The organism is Rhodococcus sp. Leaf233 (assembly GCF_001426165.1).
Lineage (GTDB): Bacteria > Actinomycetota > Actinomycetes > Mycobacteriales > Mycobacteriaceae > Rhodococcoides > Rhodococcoides fascians.
The window spans coordinates 602848-623439 of record NZ_LMRO01000012.1; the positions used below are offsets into that span (position 1 = coordinate 602848).

At 64.5% G+C, this 20592-nt stretch carries 19 protein-coding genes; 12 read left to right on the forward strand and 7 right to left on the reverse strand.

Going from position 1 to position 20592, the window contains the following annotated elements; translation table 11 throughout:
- Positions 1-3: 3 nt before the first annotated feature.
- Both ASH04_RS22635 and ASH04_RS22640 read left to right on the forward strand, forming a co-directional pair.
- Positions 4-732: an amino acid ABC transporter ATP-binding protein gene (locus ASH04_RS22635; protein ID WP_174557188.1), complete on the forward strand. Its 729-nt coding sequence runs from the start codon at positions 4-6 to the stop codon at positions 730-732.
- 83 nt (positions 733-815) lie between these two features.
- A complete protein-coding gene (locus ASH04_RS22640) occupies positions 816-2867 on the forward strand; it encodes a PhoX family protein (protein ID WP_057474587.1) in 2052 nt (683 codons plus the stop codon).
- Between the two features lie 67 nt (positions 2868-2934).
- Here the strand turns inward: ASH04_RS22640 and ASH04_RS22645 are convergent, their stop codons facing one another.
- The gene (locus tag ASH04_RS22645; protein ID WP_057474588.1) at positions 2935-3816 is read right to left on the reverse strand and encodes a LysR family transcriptional regulator; all 882 of its coding nucleotides are present in this window, start codon (positions 3814-3816) and stop codon (positions 2935-2937) included.
- Between the two features lie 139 nt (positions 3817-3955).
- Here ASH04_RS22645 and ASH04_RS22650 point away from each other — a divergent pair, with 139 nt between their 5' ends.
- On the forward strand, positions 3956-5149 hold the full coding sequence (locus ASH04_RS22650) for an MFS transporter (protein ID WP_235580077.1): 1194 nt from the start codon (positions 3956-3958) through the stop codon (positions 5147-5149).
- Positions 5150-5289: 140 nt separating this feature from the next.
- Positions 5290-5976, forward strand: a complete 687-nt coding sequence (locus tag ASH04_RS22655; RefSeq protein ID WP_057474590.1) for a thioesterase domain-containing protein — start codon at positions 5290-5292, stop codon at positions 5974-5976.
- Positions 5977-5986: 10 nt separating this feature from the next.
- Here ASH04_RS22655 and ggh read toward each other — a convergent pair whose 3' ends face one another.
- Positions 5987-7324 carry a glucosylglycerate hydrolase gene (ggh, locus tag ASH04_RS22660; RefSeq protein WP_027495036.1) on the reverse strand — a complete coding sequence of 446 codons (1338 nt, stop codon included), beginning with the start codon at positions 7322-7324 and terminating at the stop codon, positions 5987-5989.
- Between the two features lie 107 nt (positions 7325-7431).
- On the opposite strand from ggh, the gene ASH04_RS22665 reads away from it, so the two are divergent.
- Both ASH04_RS22665 and ASH04_RS22670 read left to right on the forward strand, forming a co-directional pair.
- Entirely contained in the window at positions 7432-7947 is a 516-nt protein-coding gene (locus ASH04_RS22665; protein WP_027495035.1) for a DinB family protein, read from the forward strand.
- Positions 7948-7960: 13 nt separating this feature from the next.
- Complete coding sequence (locus ASH04_RS22670; protein ID WP_032399372.1) at positions 7961-8632, forward strand: SDR family oxidoreductase; 672 nt, start codon at positions 7961-7963, stop codon at positions 8630-8632.
- 217 nt (positions 8633-8849) lie between these two features.
- On the opposite strand, the gene ASH04_RS27355 is transcribed toward ASH04_RS22670, so the two are convergent.
- Positions 8850-9083: a LuxR C-terminal-related transcriptional regulator gene (locus ASH04_RS27355; RefSeq protein WP_032367970.1), complete on the reverse strand. Its 234-nt coding sequence runs from the start codon at positions 9081-9083 to the stop codon at positions 8850-8852.
- 340 nt (positions 9084-9423) lie between these two features.
- Here ASH04_RS27355 and ASH04_RS22680 point away from each other — a divergent pair, with 340 nt between their 5' ends.
- Complete coding sequence (locus tag ASH04_RS22680) at positions 9424-10662, forward strand: TetR/AcrR family transcriptional regulator (RefSeq protein WP_057474591.1); 1239 nt, start codon at positions 9424-9426, stop codon at positions 10660-10662.
- A 21-nt stretch (positions 10663-10683) separates the two neighbouring features.
- On the opposite strand, the gene ASH04_RS22685 is transcribed toward ASH04_RS22680, so the two are convergent.
- A complete protein-coding gene (locus tag ASH04_RS22685) occupies positions 10684-11274 on the reverse strand; it encodes a cytochrome b/b6 domain-containing protein (RefSeq protein WP_032381865.1) in 591 nt (196 codons plus the stop codon).
- Positions 11258-11983 carry a molybdopterin-dependent oxidoreductase gene (locus ASH04_RS22690; RefSeq protein WP_032367969.1) on the reverse strand — a complete coding sequence of 242 codons (726 nt, stop codon included), beginning with the start codon at positions 11981-11983 and terminating at the stop codon, positions 11258-11260. Before ASH04_RS22690 ends, ASH04_RS22685 begins: the two co-directional genes overlap by 17 nt.
- Positions 11984-12074: 91 nt before the next feature.
- Here ASH04_RS22690 and ASH04_RS22695 point away from each other — a divergent pair, with 91 nt between their 5' ends.
- The gene (locus tag ASH04_RS22695) at positions 12075-12500 is read left to right on the forward strand and encodes a pyridoxamine 5'-phosphate oxidase family protein (protein WP_057474592.1); all 426 of its coding nucleotides are present in this window, start codon (positions 12075-12077) and stop codon (positions 12498-12500) included.
- 5 nt (positions 12501-12505) lie between these two features.
- On the opposite strand, the gene ASH04_RS22700 is transcribed toward ASH04_RS22695, so the two are convergent.
- Together ASH04_RS22700 and leuS are read right to left on the reverse strand one after the other, a co-directional pair.
- On the reverse strand, positions 12506-13780 hold the full coding sequence (locus ASH04_RS22700) for a lipase family protein (RefSeq protein ID WP_057474593.1): 1275 nt from the start codon (positions 13778-13780) through the stop codon (positions 12506-12508).
- A gap of 88 nt (positions 13781-13868) precedes the next feature.
- Positions 13869-16691: a leucine--tRNA ligase gene (gene leuS, locus ASH04_RS22705; RefSeq protein ID WP_057474594.1), complete on the reverse strand. Its 2823-nt coding sequence runs from the start codon at positions 16689-16691 to the stop codon at positions 13869-13871.
- 68 nt (positions 16692-16759) lie between these two features.
- Here leuS and ASH04_RS22710 point away from each other — a divergent pair, with 68 nt between their 5' ends.
- Genes ASH04_RS22710 through ASH04_RS22725 form a run of 4 tightly spaced genes read left to right on the forward strand, consistent with a single transcriptional unit; the run spans position 16760 to position 20546 of the window.
- Positions 16760-17164: an SdpI family protein gene (locus tag ASH04_RS22710; protein WP_057474655.1), complete on the forward strand. Its 405-nt coding sequence runs from the start codon at positions 16760-16762 to the stop codon at positions 17162-17164.
- Positions 17165-17168: 4 nt separating this feature from the next.
- Positions 17169-18149, forward strand: a complete 981-nt coding sequence (locus ASH04_RS22715) for a DUF1648 domain-containing protein (RefSeq protein WP_032385234.1) — start codon at positions 17169-17171, stop codon at positions 18147-18149.
- A gap of 8 nt (positions 18150-18157) precedes the next feature.
- Positions 18158-19153, forward strand: coding sequence for a bile acid:sodium symporter family protein (locus tag ASH04_RS22720; protein ID WP_027495024.1), 996 nt, complete (start codon positions 18158-18160; stop codon positions 19151-19153).
- Between the two features lie 31 nt (positions 19154-19184).
- Positions 19185-20546 (forward strand): glutamate decarboxylase, encoded by a 1362-nt coding sequence (locus ASH04_RS22725; protein WP_057474595.1) that lies wholly within the window; start codon positions 19185-19187, stop codon positions 20544-20546.
- The last annotated feature ends 46 nt before the right edge of the window (positions 20547-20592 follow it).

Here is a 20592-nt window from a genome sequence, read left to right on the forward strand (position 1 = left end):
GACGTGACTTCAGTTTCTCTGACCGGCAAGGACATTCACCTGTCGTTCGGTACCAACAAGGTTCTGCGTGGGGTGAGCCTGCATGTCGACGCAGGTAAGACCACCACTGTCATCGGGCCTTCGGGCTCGGGTAAGTCCACGCTGTTGCGGGCCCTCAATCGCCTGCACGAGCCCGAGCAGGGAGACATCCTGCTCGACGGCAAGTCGGTGCTGAAGGACAATCCCGACGAACTTCGTCAACGCATCGGCATGGTGTTCCAGCACTTCAACCTGTTCCCGCACAAGACCGTCGCCGACAACATCGCGCTCGGGCCGCAGAAGCTGCTGGGGCTCAACAAGGATGCGGCGCGCGCGGCCGCGATGGAGCAGCTCGAACTGGTGGGCCTGGCCAACAAGGCGGATTCGCGTCCGGGCAATCTCTCCGGCGGCCAGCAGCAGCGCGTCGCCATCGCGCGAGCACTGGCCATGAAGCCCGAGGTGATGTTCTTCGACGAGGCCACCTCTGCACTGGACCCGGAACTGGTCAAGGGAGTGCTGGCATTGATGGCCGACCTCGCCAAGGGCGGCATGACGATGGTCGTGGTCACCCACGAAATGGGCTTCGCACGGTCGGTGTCCAACAAGGTCCTGTTCATGGATCACGGCAGCGCCGTCGAAACCGGAACGCCGGAGCAGTTGTTCGACGATCCGCACACCGATCGACTGAAGACGTTCCTCTCGCAGGTGCTGTAGCAGCGACCAAGGGTTACCTCGTTATCCGGGACTTCACCTGAGCGTTCCTTTACTTTCGCTTTTGGGTGACAGCGTGCCGTGACATGAAGCCACTGCCCCTGTTCGCCGTTCACGACGGAAGCTCCAAACGATCATCGTTGACCTGCAAGTACAAGTGCGGCGATGCCTGTTTCCACGAGATTCCCAATACGTCGAAGGGCCAGTACTTCGGCGACATCGTCAAGACTGCGATGTCACGGCGCGGCGTCATCAAGGGCGGGGCGATGGCAGTGCTCGCCGTCGGCGCGGGTAGCGCGCTGGCCGCATGCTCGACCGACGAGCCGGCAGCCACCGGAACCTCGACCACCTCGGGCTCCGATACCCCGCCCGTCGACGGCGTGGATTTCGTTGCAGTGGAACCGAACACCGAGGACGCGGTCGTCGTTCCCGACGGCTACGAGCAGGGCATCGTCATCCGCTGGGGCGACGCCGTCGTCGCGGGCGCACCGGCCTTCGACTTCGACAAGCAGACCGGCGCGGCGCAGGAGAAGCAGTTCGGTTTCAACAACGACTTCGCCGGCCTGCTGCCGATCGAGGGCACGCCCAACGCCCACCTGCTGGTGGTCAACCACGAGTACAGCACCGAGCCGGCAATGTTCAAGGGGTACGACGCGGAGAACCCCACCCGCGAGCAGTTCGACGTAGCCCTTGCGGCACATGGACTTTCCGTGGTGCAGGTGCAGGGCGAATCGGGCACCGGCAAGCTCACCCCCGCTATGGGCCAGTACAACCGGCGCATCACCGGCACCACCGAGTTCGTCATCACCGGGCCCGCCGCAGGCAGCGACTTCCTCAAAACCAGCGTGGACCCCACCGGCACCAAGGTGTTCGGCACGTTCAACAACTGCTCGGGCGGTCTGACCCCGTGGGGAACGGTGCTCTCCGGCGAGGAGAACTTCAACCAGTATTTCGCCAACGCCGAGACCGTCACGGATGCGACTGTGGCCAAGCGCCTGTCGCGCTACGGCGTCGAAGGCGGTGCCAGCGAACGTAAGTGGGAGCGCTTCGACAAGCGATTCGATCTGGCGCAGGAACCCAACGAGGTCAACCGATTCGGCTACATCGTCGAGGTGAATCCGTGGGATCCGCAGTCGGCCCCGATCAAGCACACCGCTCTGGGCCGGTTCAAGCACGAGGCCGCGACCATCCACGTCACCGACGACGGCACCGTCGTGGCGTACAGCGGCGACGACGAACGCTTCGACTACATGTACAAGTTCGTCTCGAGCCGAAAGATGATGCCCGGCAACGGCCAGGCCGCGATGCGCAACAACCTGACCTTGCTCGACGCCGGCACGCTGTACGTCGCCAGCCTCACCGGTGATACGCCCGACGAGATCGACGGCTCGGGCACGCTGCCCTCCAACGGTGAATTCCGTGGCAGCGGAACGTGGATCCCCTTGCTCGAAACCGGCGAGGACGGCCGCGGCAAGTCTCTCGTCGACGGCATGTCGGCCGAGGAAGTCGCCGTGTTCACCCGTCAGGCGGGTGACGCAGTGGGCGCAACCAAGATGGACCGCCCCGAAGACTTCGAACCGAACCCGGTGACCGGCAAGGTGTACGTCGCACTGACCAACAACTCCAACCGCGGCACCGAGGGCAAGGCGGCCGCCGACGAGGCCAATCCCCGCAACAAGAACAAGAATGGGCAGGTACTCGAACTCGACGACGACCACGCCGGGACGTCGTTCACGTGGAACCTTTTGTTGGTCTGCGGTGATCCGAACGAGGCCGACACGTACTTCGGCGGATTCGACAAGAGTCAGGTCAGCCCCATCTCGTGCCCCGACAACCTCGCCTTCGACTCGAAGGGCAACCTGTGGGTCTCGACCGACGGTAATGCCCTCGACTCCAACGACGGCCTGTTCGCCGTGGTGCTCGACGGCCCCCGTCGCGGCGAGACACGTCAGTTCCTGACGGTCCCCGCCGGCGGCGAGACCTGCGGCCCCATCGTCACCGACGAGCGCGTCATGGTCTGCGTCCAGCACCCGGGTGAAAGCGACGACGCCACCGCCGACGCTCCGATCTCGCACTGGCCCGACGGCGGCGACACGCAGCCGCGGCCGTCCATCGTCGCGGTGTGGAAGTCCGCCTAGCCCAGACTGTTTCGAGTGAGCCACGATGCCCGTAGTCGAACCCTCGACTACGGGCATCGGGCGGTGATCACTTCGCCACCGACGACGCGATCAAATCCTCGACCACGGCGGCGATCGCGGCATTCGCGTGCTCGGGGTTGGTCACCACCGACACCGTTCGGGTCGGTGCATCGATGACGTCGATCATGTGCAGTTCGGGGAGGATCGACGCCAAGGATGACGGCAGCAGTGTCACCCCCAACCCTGCTGCGGTGAGTTGACCGATGAGGTCGGCAGAATCGGCCTCCAGAATGCGTCCACGGGGAACCGACGAGCGGGTGAATGCATGATCGGATTGCAGTCTGGCCTCGCTTCCCGCCGGCCGGTCGATCATCGTCATCTCGGACAGGTCGGCCAACCGTATCGAATTCCTTTGAGCCCAAGGATGATCGGGACCGACGAACAGTGACAGTGGCTCGGTCCACAGGGCGGTAACGGTCAACCCCGGATGTGGGCGTCCGGGCGCGAGCCCGATGATTCCGAGATCGAGGTCTCCGCGTGCGATGCCGTCGAGAACGTCGGCGCTCGGCCGCGGCAGCAACGTCACCGACGTGTTGGGAAATCGCTGGGAGATCCGGCCGACCACCGCGGCCAGATCGACACGGGCGAGAGGCGCAATCATGCCGATACGCAGCCGCCTGATGGCGGTCGTGGGATCGGGCGCGACGTCGGCCACCAATCGGGACACGGCACCGAGCACGCTGTGCGCGCGTTCGAGAAAGATCTGTCCGGCCGGGGTGATGGTGACGCTTCGGCTCGTGCGCGCGAACAGTTCTACGCCCAGCTCTTTTTCCAGGTCTCTGATCTGGCTGCTCAGCGCCGATTGAGCGACTCGCAGCCGAGCTGCTGCACGCCCGAAGTGCCGCTCTTCGGCGACCGCCACGGCGTACCGGATGTGTCTGAGTTCCACGCTTCGCAACTCTATCTGTTTAGACGATCGATCGTTCGTAACGTTCTATTGGACAGCTGGATGTGCAACGAGCACCCTTGTTCATGTGAAGACAGCAAGCACCTCGCGCACCGGCGTGAGCACCCCCGTCGTCGCCCTGATGGCGATCGCCACCGGACTCTCGGCCGGCGGCAACTATCTCAACCAGCCGCTACTCGACCTCATTGCCACCGAATTCGACGTGTCCGAGACGGCCGCAGCCACCTCGGTGACCGTCGCACAGATTTCCTATGCCCTCGGCCTGCTGCTCATCGTGCCTCTCGGCGACGTCGTCGATCGCCGTAAGTTGAGCGTCGGGCTGATGATTCTCGCTGCGACGGGTCAGGCAATCACCGGATTCGCTCCCGGCCTCTCCTGGCTCCTCGTCGGCACGGCGATCGCTGGACTGTTCTCGGTGGCGGCGCAGGTGATCGTGCCGTTCGCCGCGTCGATGGCGCACCCGGAGCAAGCGGGACGCATCGTCGGAGTGGTCATGGGCGGGTTGCTGACGGGCATCCTGCTGGCCCGCAGCATCTCGGGGCTGCTGTCGTCGGTGACGGGGTGGCAGGGCGTCTACCGTGTGGCCGCGGTGTTGATGCTGATCGCCGCGGTCGGCCTGTGGCGGGTGCTGCCACGCAACACCGTGACGGCGGACGTCACCTACGGCTCGGCGCTGGTGTCGATGATTCGGCTGGTGCGCACCCACCCCAGGCTTCGGACTCGCGCGGTGCTCGGCGGTCTCGGCTTCGCGTCGGTGAGCACGGTGTTCGCGACGATGACGCTGTTGCTGTCGTCGAGGTTCGGTTTCGGTGCCGTCCAGATCGGACTGATCGGAGTGGCCGGTGTCGGCGGCGCGTTGATGGCCTCCGTCGCGGGCCGGCTCGCAGACCGCGGACTGGTGCAATGGGCCAGCGGTACCTGTGCGGTTCTGCTGATCGCGCTCTGGCCGATGTTCGCCGTCGGCGGCCACTACTGGGTGGTGTTCGTGGTCGCATTCGTACTTCTCGACCTGGCACTGCAGGGCGTGCACGTGAGCAACCAGCACATCGTCTACGCCCTGGAACCGGCTGCTCGCGCCCGAATCAACTCCGTCTACATGACGACGTACTTCGTGGGCGCCTCAGCAGGATCTGCCGTCGGGACGTTGGCGTGGAAGCATTTCGAGTGGGCAGGTGTGTGCGCTGCGGGGGCCGTGTTCGCGGTCGCCGCACTGCTGGTCTGGCTGCTGGATCTGCAGGTGGACGCCCGTCATCGGCGGGAAAACACGTGCGGGACGCCCGGTGGACCCGAGCCGACGATGGTGAACAGTCACTAATGCGTTCTGTTCCGAGACGTGGTTGAGTCGTTCTCGATGAGACGTGGGTAACACTCACGCTGCCGACGGCGACATACCCAGAGTCGGCACGAACAAACCATAGAAACACGAACTACTTCTCTTGGCTCGGAGGCGCACCCATGACTGTCGTGAACGAACGCATCCACGTGGCTCTCACGGAACTCGACCCGTCCGATTACGCGGTGCCGACCATCGCACCGATTCGTACGGCCGGCCACCTCGACCCGGTGTTCTGCATCCACCCTCTCGTCGGGCTGGTCGACTGCTACGCGGAACTCGCAGCACATGTCGACGACGCGCGTCCCATCTACGGCGTCCAGGTCCCGACGTCGGGAGAGCTCGCGGAGTCCCTCGTCGCCTTGGCCTCGCAGTACGCCGACGACATCGTTCGCATCCAGAGCGACGGTGCCGTACACCTGCTGGGCACGTCCTTCGGTGGAGTACTCGCGCACGCCATCGCCGTCGAGCTGCAGAGTCGCGGCGTCACGGTCGGTGCACTGACATTGCTAGACAGCGACCCTGTTCGGTCCAGCGCCGACAGCGCCGACCTGCTCGGATCCATGGGCGACGACATCGATCGCAGCCACGCCGAAGAGTTGCTCGCCGTTGCCTCGCACAACGACGAACTCGCCCAGCGGCACCTGCCGGGCATCTACTTCGGCGACATCCTCGCCGTGTCCTCGATGGGAACCGATTCCGGTTCCGCGTGGCACCCCTTCGTCTGCGGCACGATCGCCAAGTACCTCGTGCCCGACGCCACCTCGTTCGACGTCGTCGGCCCGTTGGTCGACAGCTACCTCAGCTGACCCGGCCGGCTCATCCGAGCCAATCCAGCACGGCAGCGGCCGTCCAGGACTGCTGCATGCTGCCGAGCGGCTTGCCGGTGAACGGCTCGTAGTACTCGGCGAAGCTGCCGTCACTCGCCTGACGCAGACCCTCGTCTCGCAAAGACAGTGATCGCTCCGACCACCCGCGGCGTGCGAAAGCCCACGAGAACAGCCATGTCATCACCGGCCACACCGGTCCACGCCAGTACTCGCGAGCACGGAAGTCCTTCGACACCGGGGACGTCGACGGCGGTACCGCGTACCGCAGATCCGGATGCCCGCAGAACCGGGTGCCCTCGAAGATCCGAATGAGATTGCGCTCCTGCTCGCGCGGCAGTCCTCCGCACAGCAGCGGCGCGAACATGGCAATGGTCTCGGTGCCGATCCACTGACCCGTCCGCAGATCGAAATCTCGTGCCCCGCCCGAACGCGTGTCGGTGGTCGCGATGACTCCCGTGCGGAACTTGTCCGCCCACCCGCGCAATTCGCGCACATCCGAGCGCGGCCGCGAGTGGTCCTCCCCGATGGTGGCGAGGACGTCGCACGCGACGGCGAAGATGGCACTGACGAACACGTCCTCGACGGCGAAGCTCATCTTGGTCTTCAACGCATCGTCGTCGTAGCCGACCTGTTTCATCTCCTCCACCAACCAGATGTAGCGGTCGTACTCGAGATTGCTGGGCCGCTGAGACGAGTCCGTGATGACCGCCTTGTCCTCGCGAAAATACGGATCCATCTCACCGGCAACCACATTGGCGTAGGCCGAATCCCATCGCGGCGAATTGTCCATGCCGGACTCCCAGCCGTGGAACAGCGCAATACGTCCGTTGTCGTCGACGTCGCGGGCCTGGGCGAGCCAACGATGCCACCGCACCAGATCACCCCAGCGGCGATCGAGGAACTCCTCCGCCACCGCTCGCGTCGTGCGGCCGTGGCGTTTGGAGTGATCGAGAATGCGCTGCACGGCGATCGCGTGGACGGGCGGTTGGGTGATTCCGGAAGTTTGCGGACTCATCGGAGCGTGGGTCGCCAGCGTCCCGGTGGCCCACCGCGCAGGGCCGGGGAAGTAGCCGTCGACACCGTTGGCGAACACGATGTGCGGAATCATCCCGTTCTTCCACTGCGCCGACAGCAACGTGTCCATCTCCACGACGGCCCGCTCGACGCTCAGCGGTGCCAAGCCGACGGAAACGAATGCGGCGTCCCAACTCCACATGTGCGGGTACAACCTGGGTGCTGCGCTGGTCATGGTGCCCAGGTCGTTGCCTCGGAGCAGATACGCCGCACGTGCGGCCAGCTGCGTGGAAGTGAAACCGCGATCGCCCATGCAGATAGTTTGCGTCCGGCGGCCGATTTCTGCTCGGTTGGATTGCGGACCGAAGGTGTCCGCGATCGCTCCTAGTGTGAGTTTCACCAGCTACCAGGAGGAAAACAATGGCCACCGAGAACACCGACATTCAGAAAATGCTCGCCGAACAGCGCGCGAACTTTCTCATCACCGTCCGCGGCATCAGCGAGGAACAAGCACGCACCCGCACCACCGCGAGCGAGCTGACCCTCGGCGGACTGCTGCACCACGTGATCAGCAACGAGCGCCACTGGATGACAGTGATCGCAGAGCTGGACGAGACGGCCGAATTCGACATGGCCGCCGCCGGCAGCGAGTACGTGATGGCCGAGAACGAGACCGTCGCCGGACTCGTCGCCGAATGGGAAGAGGTGGCCGGTGCCACCTCGGCAGCGCTGGAAACCTTGGACCTCGACCTGTCGGTACCTGTCCCGACGGCGCCGTGGGCACCCGAAAGGATCTGGCAAAGCGCACGATTCACGGTTCTGCACATCCTCCGCGAAATCTCGCAGCACGCCGGCCACGCAGACATCATCCGCGAGGAACTCGACGGCGCGAACACCACCCAGGCATGGGCATCCGAGGCGGGGATGAGCTTCTAGCTAACCTGAGTTCATGACTCGTACTGCGTTGGTGACCGGAGCAAGCCGGGGTCTCGGGGCCCATATCGCTCGATTGCTCGCTCCGGACCATCACGTGTTGCTGGGTGGTCGGTCCACCGAGTCCCTCGCCCCCATTGCGTCGGAACTGTCCGGGTCCACCCCGTGGCCGGTGGAACTGACCGATCCGGACGCGGTGGCCGCTGCCGCGTCGAACATCGATTCTCTGGATGTGTTGGTGCACAACGCCGGGGTGGCAGCACTCGGGACGGTCGAAGAGTCGACGGCGGACGATTGGCGTCGCCAGTACGAGGTGAACGTCATCGCCGTCGTCGAACTCACTCGATTGCTACTCCCTGCACTGCGCTCCGCCAAAGGCCATGTGGTGCTGATCAATTCGGGTGCCGGCATACGCGCCAACCCCGGTTGGGGTGCCTACGCGGCGAGCAAGTTCGCGCTCCGCGCCTTCGCTGATGCACTGCGCCTCGAGGAGCCGTCGTTGCGCGTCACCTCGGTGCACCCAGGACGCATCGACACCGAGATGCAGCAGGAGATCGTCGCGCACGAAGGCGGGGAGTACGACGGCTCGAAGTTCTTGCAGCCCAGCACCGTTGCCCGTGCAGTGCGCAACGCAATCGATACTCCCGCCGATGCTCACCCCACGGAATTGGTGCTCCGCACCAGGTGAGCGAAACTTCGTAGCAGGGGTCGAGTTTCCACTCACAACAAGAGCTCGACCCCGGCGTTGTTCACAGGACCGACTGCATCTCCCTCTTCACCCTTGCCAGTGGACGAATGGAGTCTTCTCATTCACTCGGATGATCTATCGCTTACGGTCCGGGGCGGCGACTGCCAAAGAGCTCGGGAACGCATCCACAGGCTTCAGCAACGCGGACAACCCAGCTTCAGAGCTCGTCCAGTTTCACGATGCCGTCTTGCAGGGCGCGCGCGACGAGTGCAGCTTTCGTGGGAGCGGCGCGTCCGACGCGGGAGTACTTGTCGCGGATCCTCGTCAGGTGCGTGTTGACGGTGCCCAATGCGATGTGGAGGCGTGCGCCCACGTCGACCTTGGAATCGCAGTCCAGCCACGCCTTGAGCACGGTGATCTCACGCGCGGTCAGGCCCGGTGAGGTGTACACCCGCACAGCCCGCGCGGGCGCAGGGGTGGGCCTCGCTCCGCCGGGCCTGGTACCGAGTGGAGAGCGGACGCCGCTCGACACCGAGACTCGCGAATAAAGTTGGGGTCGATGATTCGTCGCTACCATCTTGGCCTCCTCATGCAATCGGCCTACGGACCGGTCTGAATCTGACCACGGTTGCCGAACTCCATGCAACACAAGCTTATTCGAGGCTTTGCTCTACAAAGCATGTTCGGCTACACCATGCTTTAGTTGAAACTAAATGGCGGGATCCGGACCATCCAGTTGCTATAGTTCAAGATCCAAACAATGCGGCGCAGGTGGACGAGGGCGGTTGTCGGTGAACCAGAAGTCACTCCCACGGGAGCAGTTCCTCCAGGCCGGATATCGCCTGCTCGGTGAGATGGACACGACCGACCTTGCGCGCTCGCTCTCTATCTCGGCCGTCGTCGAACGCGCGGGGCTGTCGCACCAAACTTTCCACAACACGTACCCCGGTAACTCTCGCGGCGGCGGGTCCGGCGGCAAGGAAGCTTTCGTCGAAGACCTCCTCGACCACCTCACACTCGATTACACCGGGACGGCAGCTCCTACCGGCACGCAGGACGTGAAAGGTTCGGTGTCGGCCCTGTTCGACGACCTCACGTCCGGTCTCATGCGACGTCGCCTCGTCGCAGTGCTGCTGGCTGCCGACCACAACGGTGCCCGAAAGGCCGTAATCCCCGAGTTCGAGCGCTTCGACACCGACCTGCGATCCATCATCGGTCAAGCGGTGCAGGCTCACGGCGGTTCGTTGCGCCAACCACTGTCGCTGACAAACCTCTCGGCGGTCGTCGGGGCTCTGCTCGATGGGCTGGCGCTCCGGGAGGTGCTCACGCCGGGCTCGGTGTCCTCCGACGACGTTGCATCGGCCACCAACTCGATTCTTCAGTGGGCCATAGACCCACTGCATTCCGACCGCACCGTTGCCCAACCCGATCCGGGCGAAATCTCGGATGCTCTGCGGCCCGACCTCGAGGCCGACGTGATCGCGGCGACCGAAACTCTGTTCGTCGACAACGGCTACTTCCTGGTCACCCTGGCCGACATCGCGGCGGCGGCGAAGATCCGCGTAGAAGACCTTCGACGACTGTTTCCGAGCAAGGTCGACATCATCGTTGCGGCGCTGAAGCCCGAATTCGACCGTGTGCTCCGGCTCCGTCGCGCCGACGAACGCCTCGGAGTCGACCCCGCCACCGCACTGCAACGCACGTTGGTTTCTTTGGGCGAGTTCGTCATCGACAATCGAGCCATGAGCTCGGGCATGCTGCTCGCGTTGAGCTTCGAACAATTCCACCAACCGAGCACCATCACGACGGTCATCGAAAACCTCTACCTCCCGTCCGCTGTGGTCCCCATTCTCGAACGCGGACGTGAAAGCGGCGTGTTCAGCGACGACGCACCGGCACTCGAAGCCGCAATCATGTTGACCAACAACATTCTCTTCCGCTGCCTGACGCGTCCTGCGGAGTCCGCAACCGAAGTGGCGCAGGGTGTCTTGCGAATACTGATGCCCGGTGTTGCGATACGGCCAGCGTGAGGACGCTGGACTGAACTGTTGTCACCACTCCGGATGCTCGTGCTCTGCCCACTCCCTGGTCACGGCACCCTGTGTCATTCCGCGCATTGCTTCCGGGTCACGCCACGCGTAGGTGATGTGACCGGCGACGAGCAGCCCGAATCCCAGGGCGAACCAGTCGTGTACGAATGTTGCACCGATACGCCATTGCAGTGGGCTCCACGCTGAGAAGTACATGACGACGCCGGTACCGAGGAGTACCAGAATCGACCCGCCGCTGAGTGCACCGTTCAGCTTCTGGCCGGCGTTGAATTTCCCGACCCCCACCGCCCCGAGTCGACGTGCTTTGGAGCGCAACCACTTCCAGTCGTCGGCGACGAATCTGTTGAGACGGCCGAGGTCCGTGCGATAGCTGCGTGAGACCGCACCGAGGATCAACGGAATCGGCAACAGAAAGCCCGACCACACGTGCACGAACTCCACCACCGGACGATTGCCGACAAGCACCGCGAGCGACCCGATGTACAGAATCGCAGCGGTCACCATGCACACGATCACCAAGACCCCGACTGCCCAGTGCACGTACCGTTCTACCCGGTCGAACCGTGCGCGGTCGTCAGCTCGTGGGGTCATCTCGACGTCCGTTCGACTCGCCGACGTACGCATCGATGTCGTATCCACGTTTCTCCCAGTATCCGGGAACCACGTTGTCCGTCAGCTCGATTCCGCCGAGCCACTTGATGCTCTTGTAGCCGTACATCGAAGCGACGAACAACCGCACCGGACCTCCGTGATCGTGGGTGACGGGGCCGTCGAGCATGGTCAACGCAACCAGCACGTCGTCGCGACGGGCCTGCTCGAGCGTCAGGCTCTCGGTATACGTGCCGTCGAACGAGGTGAACCGCACCGACGTCGCCGACGCGGTGGGTGCGACGGCATCGAGGACATCCGCCAATCGCACTCCGCTCCAGGCAACTTCGGGTACCCGCCATCCCGTCACGCACTGGAAGTCACGTACCAACGACGTCTGCGGCATCGCGCGGAGGTCCTGCAGCGTGAACGTGCGCGGTGTGTCGACGGAACCGCCCACCGTCAGGGCATAGGAGTTCTCGTCCTTGCGCGGCGCGCCCTGCGTCACCGAATAGAACCGAAAATTGTTCCCGACGGGAATCAGTCCGATCAGTCCCGTCGGATCGTGATTTCCGAGCGGCCCGAGTACGGACGCGAGACCCTTCTGGACCGCGCCCCCACCGACGATGCCCGCGACCCCGGCCGCCACCAGGCCGAGCACGACTCGGCGACCCACGGGGCTACCCGCAATCTTCGGCTCGTCGATCGGCATCCCTCCACTGTCCACGGCGGACCAGGATCAGGCCACATCGGGCGTCGAATCAGGTCTGGAACTTCGCCCGGGGAAGTCTTACGGTTGATTCATGGCACTGTCGAAGACAGAACGCGAAGAGTATCTGGCCGAATCGCATATCGCCGCCCTCTCGGTAGCGGCCGGGGCGGACCGTGGCCCGCTGACGGTACCGATCTGGTACGACTACACCCCCGGCGGTGAAGCCTGGGTGTTGACCGGTGCCACGTCCAAGAAGGCCCAATTGATCAGGACTGCAGGGCGATTCACCCTGATGATCGAGCAGTCCGATCCGACGATCCGCTACGTCAGCGTCGAGGGCCCCGTGGCGCGAGAGGAGCCGAGCACCCCGGAGCTGCTGCGCGCCATGGCAGCCCGTTACCTGCCCCCGGAGAAGGTCGACGGCTACCTCGAGATGGCCAACCGAGAGCACGAGGAGAACGTGGTGTTCTACCTGCGCGCCGAACACTGGCTGTCTGCCGATCTCGGGGCCATCTGAGAGAACTACGAAGTCGGGGTCAAGGCATTGCCGGGCGGGATCGTCACACAGTTGCTGTGCGTCGGCCCACCGCTGAACCGTTCGGTCAGGAACTGCAGGCTCTGCGCCTCGAATACCGGGAAGGCGTCGCTGTGCGTCAGGCCGTCGTACTGCGCGTACTGCACATCCACGCCCCGGCCGCAGTAGCCGTACGCCAGTCCCTGCACGTCGCCGGTGATCATGACGGTGTCGCCGATCGGATCGGCGTGACCGACGGCCAGAAACATCGGCGTCCGCGGGGTGCCCTGGCTGCCCATGATGTTGTCGTCGATCGCCGCCACCACCTCGGGTACATCCAGCAGGGAGGTGTACGGGGCCTTCACCATCGAGGCGTCGGTGAGCGTGGGGTAGTCGTCGGCGAACTGGGCGATGCACTCCTGATCGACCTGATCGATCACCTCGAAGCCGTAGTCGGAGACGAAGCTGTTCAGGTCGAGGCCGTACGCGCGGTCGTAGGCGACGATCAGTGCCGGGATGACACCCGCCCACTCTCTGTTACCGCTGACGTACGGAAGGTTGTGAGCCAGGTCGACCGGTAGCCCGCCGGCCGCCGCACCGACCAGATTCAGCTCGGGTGCGTACTCGGGGCCAACTTCGGCACCCCACTGCGTCGGGACGGATCCACCGGAGTACCCGACCAGGCCGACGGGCGTGCTCGACGGAAGCTGCAGGAGGGACTGCGCCGCACGAATGCCGTCCAGAGCGGCGTAGCCCGACTGCCGCCCGATCGTCCATTCGAGCTCCTCGCCCTCGTAATCCGGCACGACGACGGTGTAGCCGGCTGCAAGGTAACCGGCAATGACCGTCTGTTCCGCGCCGGCAATGGGACTCGTGGACCCGCCGCTGAGGGTGTACGAGGGATTGCACTGAGAGCCCAGGGCGTCGTACGCCATGTGGTACGAGACGATCCGCGTCGGCCCGGGGACCAAGGGCCGCAGCACCGTGGCAACCGTGACGACACCGTCGCCCTGCTGGTCGGTAGTCCTGTAGAGCACCTGGCTACCTGTGATCGGCGTCGGCTGGGTGGGGGTACGGAACGTCATGGGCCTCGACCGCAGCACCGTCCCCGGGGAGACGTCCAGGCCGCCGTCCCAATCGTAGAACGGATCGTCGGCAGGAATCGGTGAGCCGGGTCCCGGATCTGCTTGTGCAACAGGGACACTCACCAACGTCGCGGACCCGAGAAGTAGCACGACGGAGGCAATCAGCCTCAACGCAAACCCTCTACCAGCCAGTGACATGCAACAAATTAAACCCCCGCGAGCTCGAAGTTATGGACGGAAATCGCAAGATTTTCATCCATAACTTCGAGTTCGGCGGAGGCGAGAGCTACTTCAGAACGATGTTCACCATGCGACCAGGGATCACGATGATCTTGGTCGGGGCCTTCCCGTCGAGCAGGGCCACGATTTTCTCGTCTTCCAATGCCGTCTTCTCGACGTCGTCCTTCGTTGCATCGGCGGGCACCGTGATGCGGCTGCGGACCTTGCCGTTGACCTGGATGGGGTAGTCGACGGTATCGGCGACCAACCACTTCTTCTCCACGCGCGGGAATGGCCCGTGCGCCAACGACTTCTCGTGTCCGAGCCTGCCCCACAGGTCCTCGGCGAGGTGCGGCGCCAAAGGAGCGAGCATCAGGATCAACGGCTCCACCACACCGCGTGGAGCACCGTCGGGGTACGCCTTGGTGATGTGATTGGTCAGCTCGATCAACTTGGCACCAGCCGTATTGTCGCGCAGCGCAGCGTAATCCGCGTGCACACCGTCGATCACCCGGTTGAGCACTCGCAGGGTGTCCTCGGTGGGCTTGGCGTCGGTGACGCGAACCTCGCCGGTCACCTCGTCGAGTACCAGTCGCCAGACGCGCTGCAGGAAACGCTGCGCGCCGACGACGTCCTTCGTCGCCCACGGGCGTGAGGTGTCCAGCGGACCCATCGACATCTCGTAGACACGCAGAGTGTCGGCACCGTACTCGGCGAAGATCTCGTCGGGTGAGACCGAGTTCTTCAGCGACTTACCCATCTTGCCGTACTCACGGTTGACGGGCTGGTCCTGATAGAAGTAGCCGCCGTCGCGTTCGACGACCTCGGCTGCAGGTACGTAGACCCCGCGGGAATCGGTGTACGCGTAGGCCTGGATGTAGCCCTGGTTGTACAGGCGTCGGTAGGGCTCGCTGGAGCTGACGTGACCCAGATCGAACAGCACCTTGTGCCAGAAGCGCGAGTACAGCAGGTGCAACACCGCATGCTCGACGCCACCGACGTAGAGATCCACTCCGCCCGGATCGTTGGGTCCGTGGATTTCGGGACGCGGCCCCACCCAGTACTTTTCGTTCTCCGGGTCTGCGAAGGCCTCGGAGTTGGTGGGGTCGACGTACCGCAGCTGGTACCAAGAGCTACCGGCCCACTGCGGCATCACGTTGGTGTCGCGGGTGTAGGTCTGCAGTCCGTCGCCCAGATCGAGTTCGACGTTGACCCACTCGTCGGCCTTGGCCAGCGGTGGGGACGGCTCGGAGCTGGCGTCGTCAGGATCGAACGACACCGGGGCGTAGTTCTCGATCTCGGGAAGTTCCACCGGCAGAGCAGAATCGGGCAGTCCGTGCGGGTTGCCTTCGGAATCCCAGACGATCGGGAACGGCTCGCCCCAATAGCGCTGGCGCGCGAAGAGCCAGTCGCGCAGCTTGTACTGAATTGTGCCGCGGCCCTTGCCTTCCGACTCCAATCGGGAAATGACGGCGGCTTTGGCGTCGTCCACCGACAGGCCGTCGAGGAAACCGGAGTTCACCAACTCACCGTCGCCGACGTAAGCCGCCTCGGTGACGTCGCCACCGGAGATGACTTCGCGCACAGGCAGATCGAATGCCGTCGCGAACTCCCAGTCACGTGCGTCGTGGCCCGGAACGGCCATGATGGCGCCGGTGCCGTACCCGGTCAGCACGTAATCGGCGATGAACACCGGCACCTGCTCACCGTTGACCGGGTTCTCGGCGTACGCACCGATGAAGACGCCGGTCTTCTCCTTGTTCTCCTGCCGCTCGAGATCGGACTTCGCGGCGATCGACGCGCGGTATGCGGCAACGGCTTCGGCCGGTGTCGCGGCGCCGCCGGTCCACTTGTCCGAAATTCCGGCCGGCCACTGCTCGGCCACCATGCCGTCGACCAGATCGTGCTCGGGCGCCAGCACCACGTAGGTGGCACCGAACAGTGTGTCCGGTCGAGTGGTGAACACCTCGATCCCGGAGAACGAGACCTGCGCACCGCGGGAGCGCCCGATCCAGTTGCGCTGCATGGTCTTGACCTTCTCGGGCCAATCCAGGTATTCGAGGTCGTCGACCAGCCGATCGGAGTACGCAGTGATGCGCATCATCCACTGGCGCAGGTTCTTTCGGAAGACCGGGAAGTTGCCGCGATCGCTACGTCCGTCGGCGGTGACCTCCTCGTTGGCCAGCACGGTACCCAGACCAGGGCACCAGTTGACCATCGAGTTCGACTCGTACACCAAACGGAAGCCGTCGATCACCTCGCGGCGTTCACCGACGGTCAGCGACTCCCAGGAGCGGCCGTCGTCCAAGGTCCGCTCACCCGAGGCGAATTCCGCCTCCAGCTCCGAGATGGGGCGCGCCTTGCCGAGCTCGTCGTCGAACCAGGCATTGAAGATCTGCAGAAAGATCCACTGCGTCCAGTGGTAGAAGTCGACATCCGTCGTCGCCAGGGACCGTCGACGATCGTGTCCGAGACCCAGGCGACGCAACTGGCGTCGCATGTTGACGATGTTGTCCTCGGTGGTGCTGCGCGGATGCGTACCCGTCTGCACGGCGTACTGCTCGGCGGGCAGTCCGAAGGCGTCGTAGCCCAGTGCGTGCAGCACGTTGCGTCCCTGCATGCGGTGGTATCGCGCGAATACATCGGTGGCGATGTAGCCCAGGGGGTGCCCGACATGCAGGCCGCTGCCCGACGGGTACGGGAACATGTCCTGGACGAAGAGCTTGTCCTTGGGGACGTCTCCGGCGAGCGCTCCGACCGGGTTGGGCGCGTCGAAGGTGCCCTGCGATTCCCACAGGTCCTGCCACTGCTCCTCGATGCGCCCGGCGAGTTCGGCTGTGTAGCGGTACTCGGGAGCGGACTCGGTGGATGCTTCAACGGAATCGGTCACACCTACCAGCCTAAAGTGTGACGCGGCCCGCCTGGTACCAGGACCTCGCTGCGCCGTATCCTGGCCAGGTGGTCATCGTCTCGGTTGTGTTGTTCGTGCTCGCCCTCGTCGTCGGGGCTGTCGCTGCCCTGTCGCTGCTCGGCCGGCTCCCGCGCAATCGATTCGCCGGTGTCCGTACCCCCGAGGCAATGCGCGACAACGAGACGTTCGTCCTCGCGAACCGTGTCGCCGGCCCGACCACAGCCGCATCTGCGCTGGTACTGGCCATCGGCGGCGTAGCCGCACTCGCACTGAGCGGCATCGCAGCGGTCGTCGGAGTGGTCGTTGCCCTCGCTGCAGCGCTGTTCATCGCCGCAGCCGGCGGATCCATCGGTGCCCGCGCAGCCGCGGCAGTGCCGGCACCCGCCGAGGCCGACGGATGCGGACAATCGTGCATCTCGTGCAGCCTCAAGGACGCCTGCCAGCCGAGCTGAGCGCATGAAACAGAAGAGTCTGCGCACCTTCGATCCGGCCGGAGTCGTCTTCGGCGTCGTCCTCCCGCTCGCGGTTGCCGCTCTCTGCCTCGTCCTGGCCTACCTGTGGGAGGGTCGCCTGCCGGACCAGGTGGCGACTCACTTCAGCGGAACCCAGCCGGACGACTTCTCCAATCCGCTCGCCAACGCCTGGACCGTCGCCATCGTCATCGTGTTGGTCGGCGGCGGTGTGAGCGCGGTGGCCGCCCTGGCCCGAGTGCTGCTGATCATGCGTCGGACGATGCTGATCATCGGGCTCACCGTCGTCGGGACGATCGGAGTGCTGGAGATCGCGACCCTCGCACGCGAACTCGACCTACCCACCGAGCAGAGCGTCACCATTCCCGGCTGGGCCATCGCCGTCGGTACCGTTGCCGGGTTCGCAATCGGACTGTTCGGAGCGACACGCCTGCGGGATCACCGCGAACGCGTCGTCGCCACCGCACCCCTGCACACCGACCTACCTCGGTGCGGCCTCGAACTGCCGCTGGTGGTTCCCGTCGGAGCCAGCCGCGTCGCCGCAGTCACGGTGATCGCGCTGTCTGCGGCCGGAGCCGGCGTGACGTGCTACCTCTCGAATTCGCCGTGGCCGATCTTTCTGTTCGTTCCGCTGACCATCCTGATCCTGTCCCTACTGCGATTCACCGTGCACATCGACAGCGACGGTCTCTACGTCTCGAGCCTGGGAATGGCGGCATTCGACTACGACATCGCCGAGATCACCGGTGCCTCGGTGCGGACGGTGAACCCGGCCAAGGACTTCGGCGGGTGGGGTCTTCGAGCGAAGGGCCGCGGCAACTACGCCGTCGCCACCGAAGCCGGGCCGGCGGCATTCGTCACCTTCGCCAACGGTGATCGACTGACCATCGGAACCGCAGCCGCCGACACGATCGCGGGAACGCTCAACACCCTCACCGACCGTGCCCGCACCACCACTGCGGACTGAGTGGCCGAGTGAAAGCGTTGCGGGACACCGTCCTGGATCCCTTCCTGCTGAGCATCTTCGCGGTCGCCGCGCTGGCGAGCATCTTCCCCGCGTCGGGAACCGCCGAGGACGTTCTCGGCTGGGTGACACGCGTCGCCATCGGGCTGCTGTTTCTCATCTACGGCGCGCGACTGTCCCCACGTGACGCCTGGGAAGGCGTCAAACACTGGCGCTTGCACTCGGTGATCCTGGCGTCGACGTACCTGCTGTTCCCCGCGCTCGGCCTGGCCCTGAGGGTCCTCGAACCGAGTCTGCTCAGCGAGGACCTCTACACCGGAGTGCTGTTCCTCTGCCTGGTGCCCTCGACCGTCCAATCCTCGATCGCCTTCACCTCCATCGCCCGAGGCAACGTGGCCGGTGCCGTGGTGAGCGCGTCGTTCTCCAACATCCTCGGCGTGTTCGTCACCCCGCTGCTGGTGCTCGCGCTGATGACCACCACGGGTTCGGCGAGCATAGATCCCAGCTCGATCCTCGACATCGTTGCGCAGCTGCTGCTCCCGTTCGCCGTCGGTCAGTTGCTCCGACCCTGGGTGACGGGCTGGCTGACCCGCCACAGCGCGTCGACGAAGCTCGTCGACCGGGGATCGATTCTGCTGGTCGTCTTTTCCGCCTTCAGCGCATCGATGAATCAACACGTGTGGTCCTCGGTCGCCCTGTGGCGCATCGGCATCGTCGTCGCCGTGTGCATCCTGCTGCTCGCCCTCGTTCTGACGATCACCTGGTACGCAGGCAAGTGGTTCGGTTTCTCGCTCGAGGATCGTCTGGTGCTGCTGTTCTGCGGATCCAAGAAGAGCCTGGCGAGCGGACTGCCGATGGCCGCCGTGCTGTTCGTCGGCCAACCCATCGGGTTGATCGTCCTGCCGCTGTTGCTGTTCCATCAGATCCAACTGATGGTGTGCACCGTCATCGCTCAGCATTTCGCGCGTCGACCGGAACCGAGCCCGGCGGCGGTCGTCGCGGACTAGGTTGGTGTCAGTCGAGAAATCGGAGAAGACAATGCCCAGGAAACTGCACACGGACGGCGTCGTCTCTGCCGCCTACACCGGCCGGCTCGCCACCGATCCTGTACCCGCACTGCGACTCCCCGAGAATCAACTCGACCCCGACGCCGCCTACCGCTACATCCACGACGAACTGATGCTCGACGGCAGCTCACGCCTCAACCTGGCGACGTTCGTCACCACCTGGATGGATCCGCAGGCCGAAAAGCTGATGGCGGAAACGTTCGACAAGAACATGATCGACAAGGACGAGTACCCGTCCACCGCGGCCATCGAAGAACGCTGCGTCAACATCGTCGCGGACCTGTTCCACGCACCCGGCCTCGACCGCGAGGACCCGTCGTCGGCCACCGGCGTGTCCACCATCGGCTCCAGTGAAGCAGTCATGCTGGCGGGGTTGGCGCTCAAGTGGCGCTGGCGGGCGAAGGGCGCCGGGACAGGAACCCCGAACCTGGTGTTGGGCAGCAATGTCCAGGTGGTGTGGGAGAAATTCTGTCGCTACTTCGACGTCGAACCCAAGTACCTGCCCGTCGAGCGCGGTCGCTACGTCATCACCCCGGAACAGGTTCGGGACGCGGTGGACGAGAACACCATCGGCGTCGTGGCGATTCTCGGCACCACGTTCACCGGTGAACTCGAACCGGTACAGGAAATCTGCGCCGTCCTCGACGAGATCGCCGGCGGCGGTGGACCCGACGTACCGGTTCACGTCGACGCGGCCAGCGGTGGTTTCGTCGTACCGTTCTTGTACCCGGAGCTCGAATGGGACTTCCGTCTGCCTCGGGTCAAGTCCATCAACGCCAGCGGACACAAGTACGGATTGACCTATCCGGGAATCGGATTCGCCATCTGGCGGACCAAGGAAGACTTGCCCGAGGATCTCGTGTTCCGCGTGAACTACCTCGGCGGCGACATGCCCACCTTCACGCTGAACTTCTCGAGGCCGGGCAATCAGGTCATCGGCCAGTACTACAATTTTCTGCGCCTGGGCCGGTCCGGCTACACCGACATCATGAAAGCACTGCGCGACACCGCAATTCGCGTCAGCAAACACCTCGCGCAACATCCCGATATCGACGTGATCACCGACGGATCGGCCATCCCGGTCCTGTCGTTCATGCTGAAGGAGCACTGCGAGTTCACCGTGTTCGACGTGTCCCACGAACTGCGTGCCCGCGGCTGGCAGGTGCCGGCGTACACGATGCCCGACAACGCCACCGACGTCGCCGTACTCAGAATCGTCGTCCGCGAGGGCTTCAGCGCAGACCTCGGCCGCATGCTGTGCATCGCCATCGACGAGGTGATCGACGGTCTGAAATCGGGCGGACACTCGACCGCGCGGGCTTTTTCGCACTAGTGCCTGCGGCAGTGGTGCGGTTAGGTGCCCTGGGCGGCACTCAACC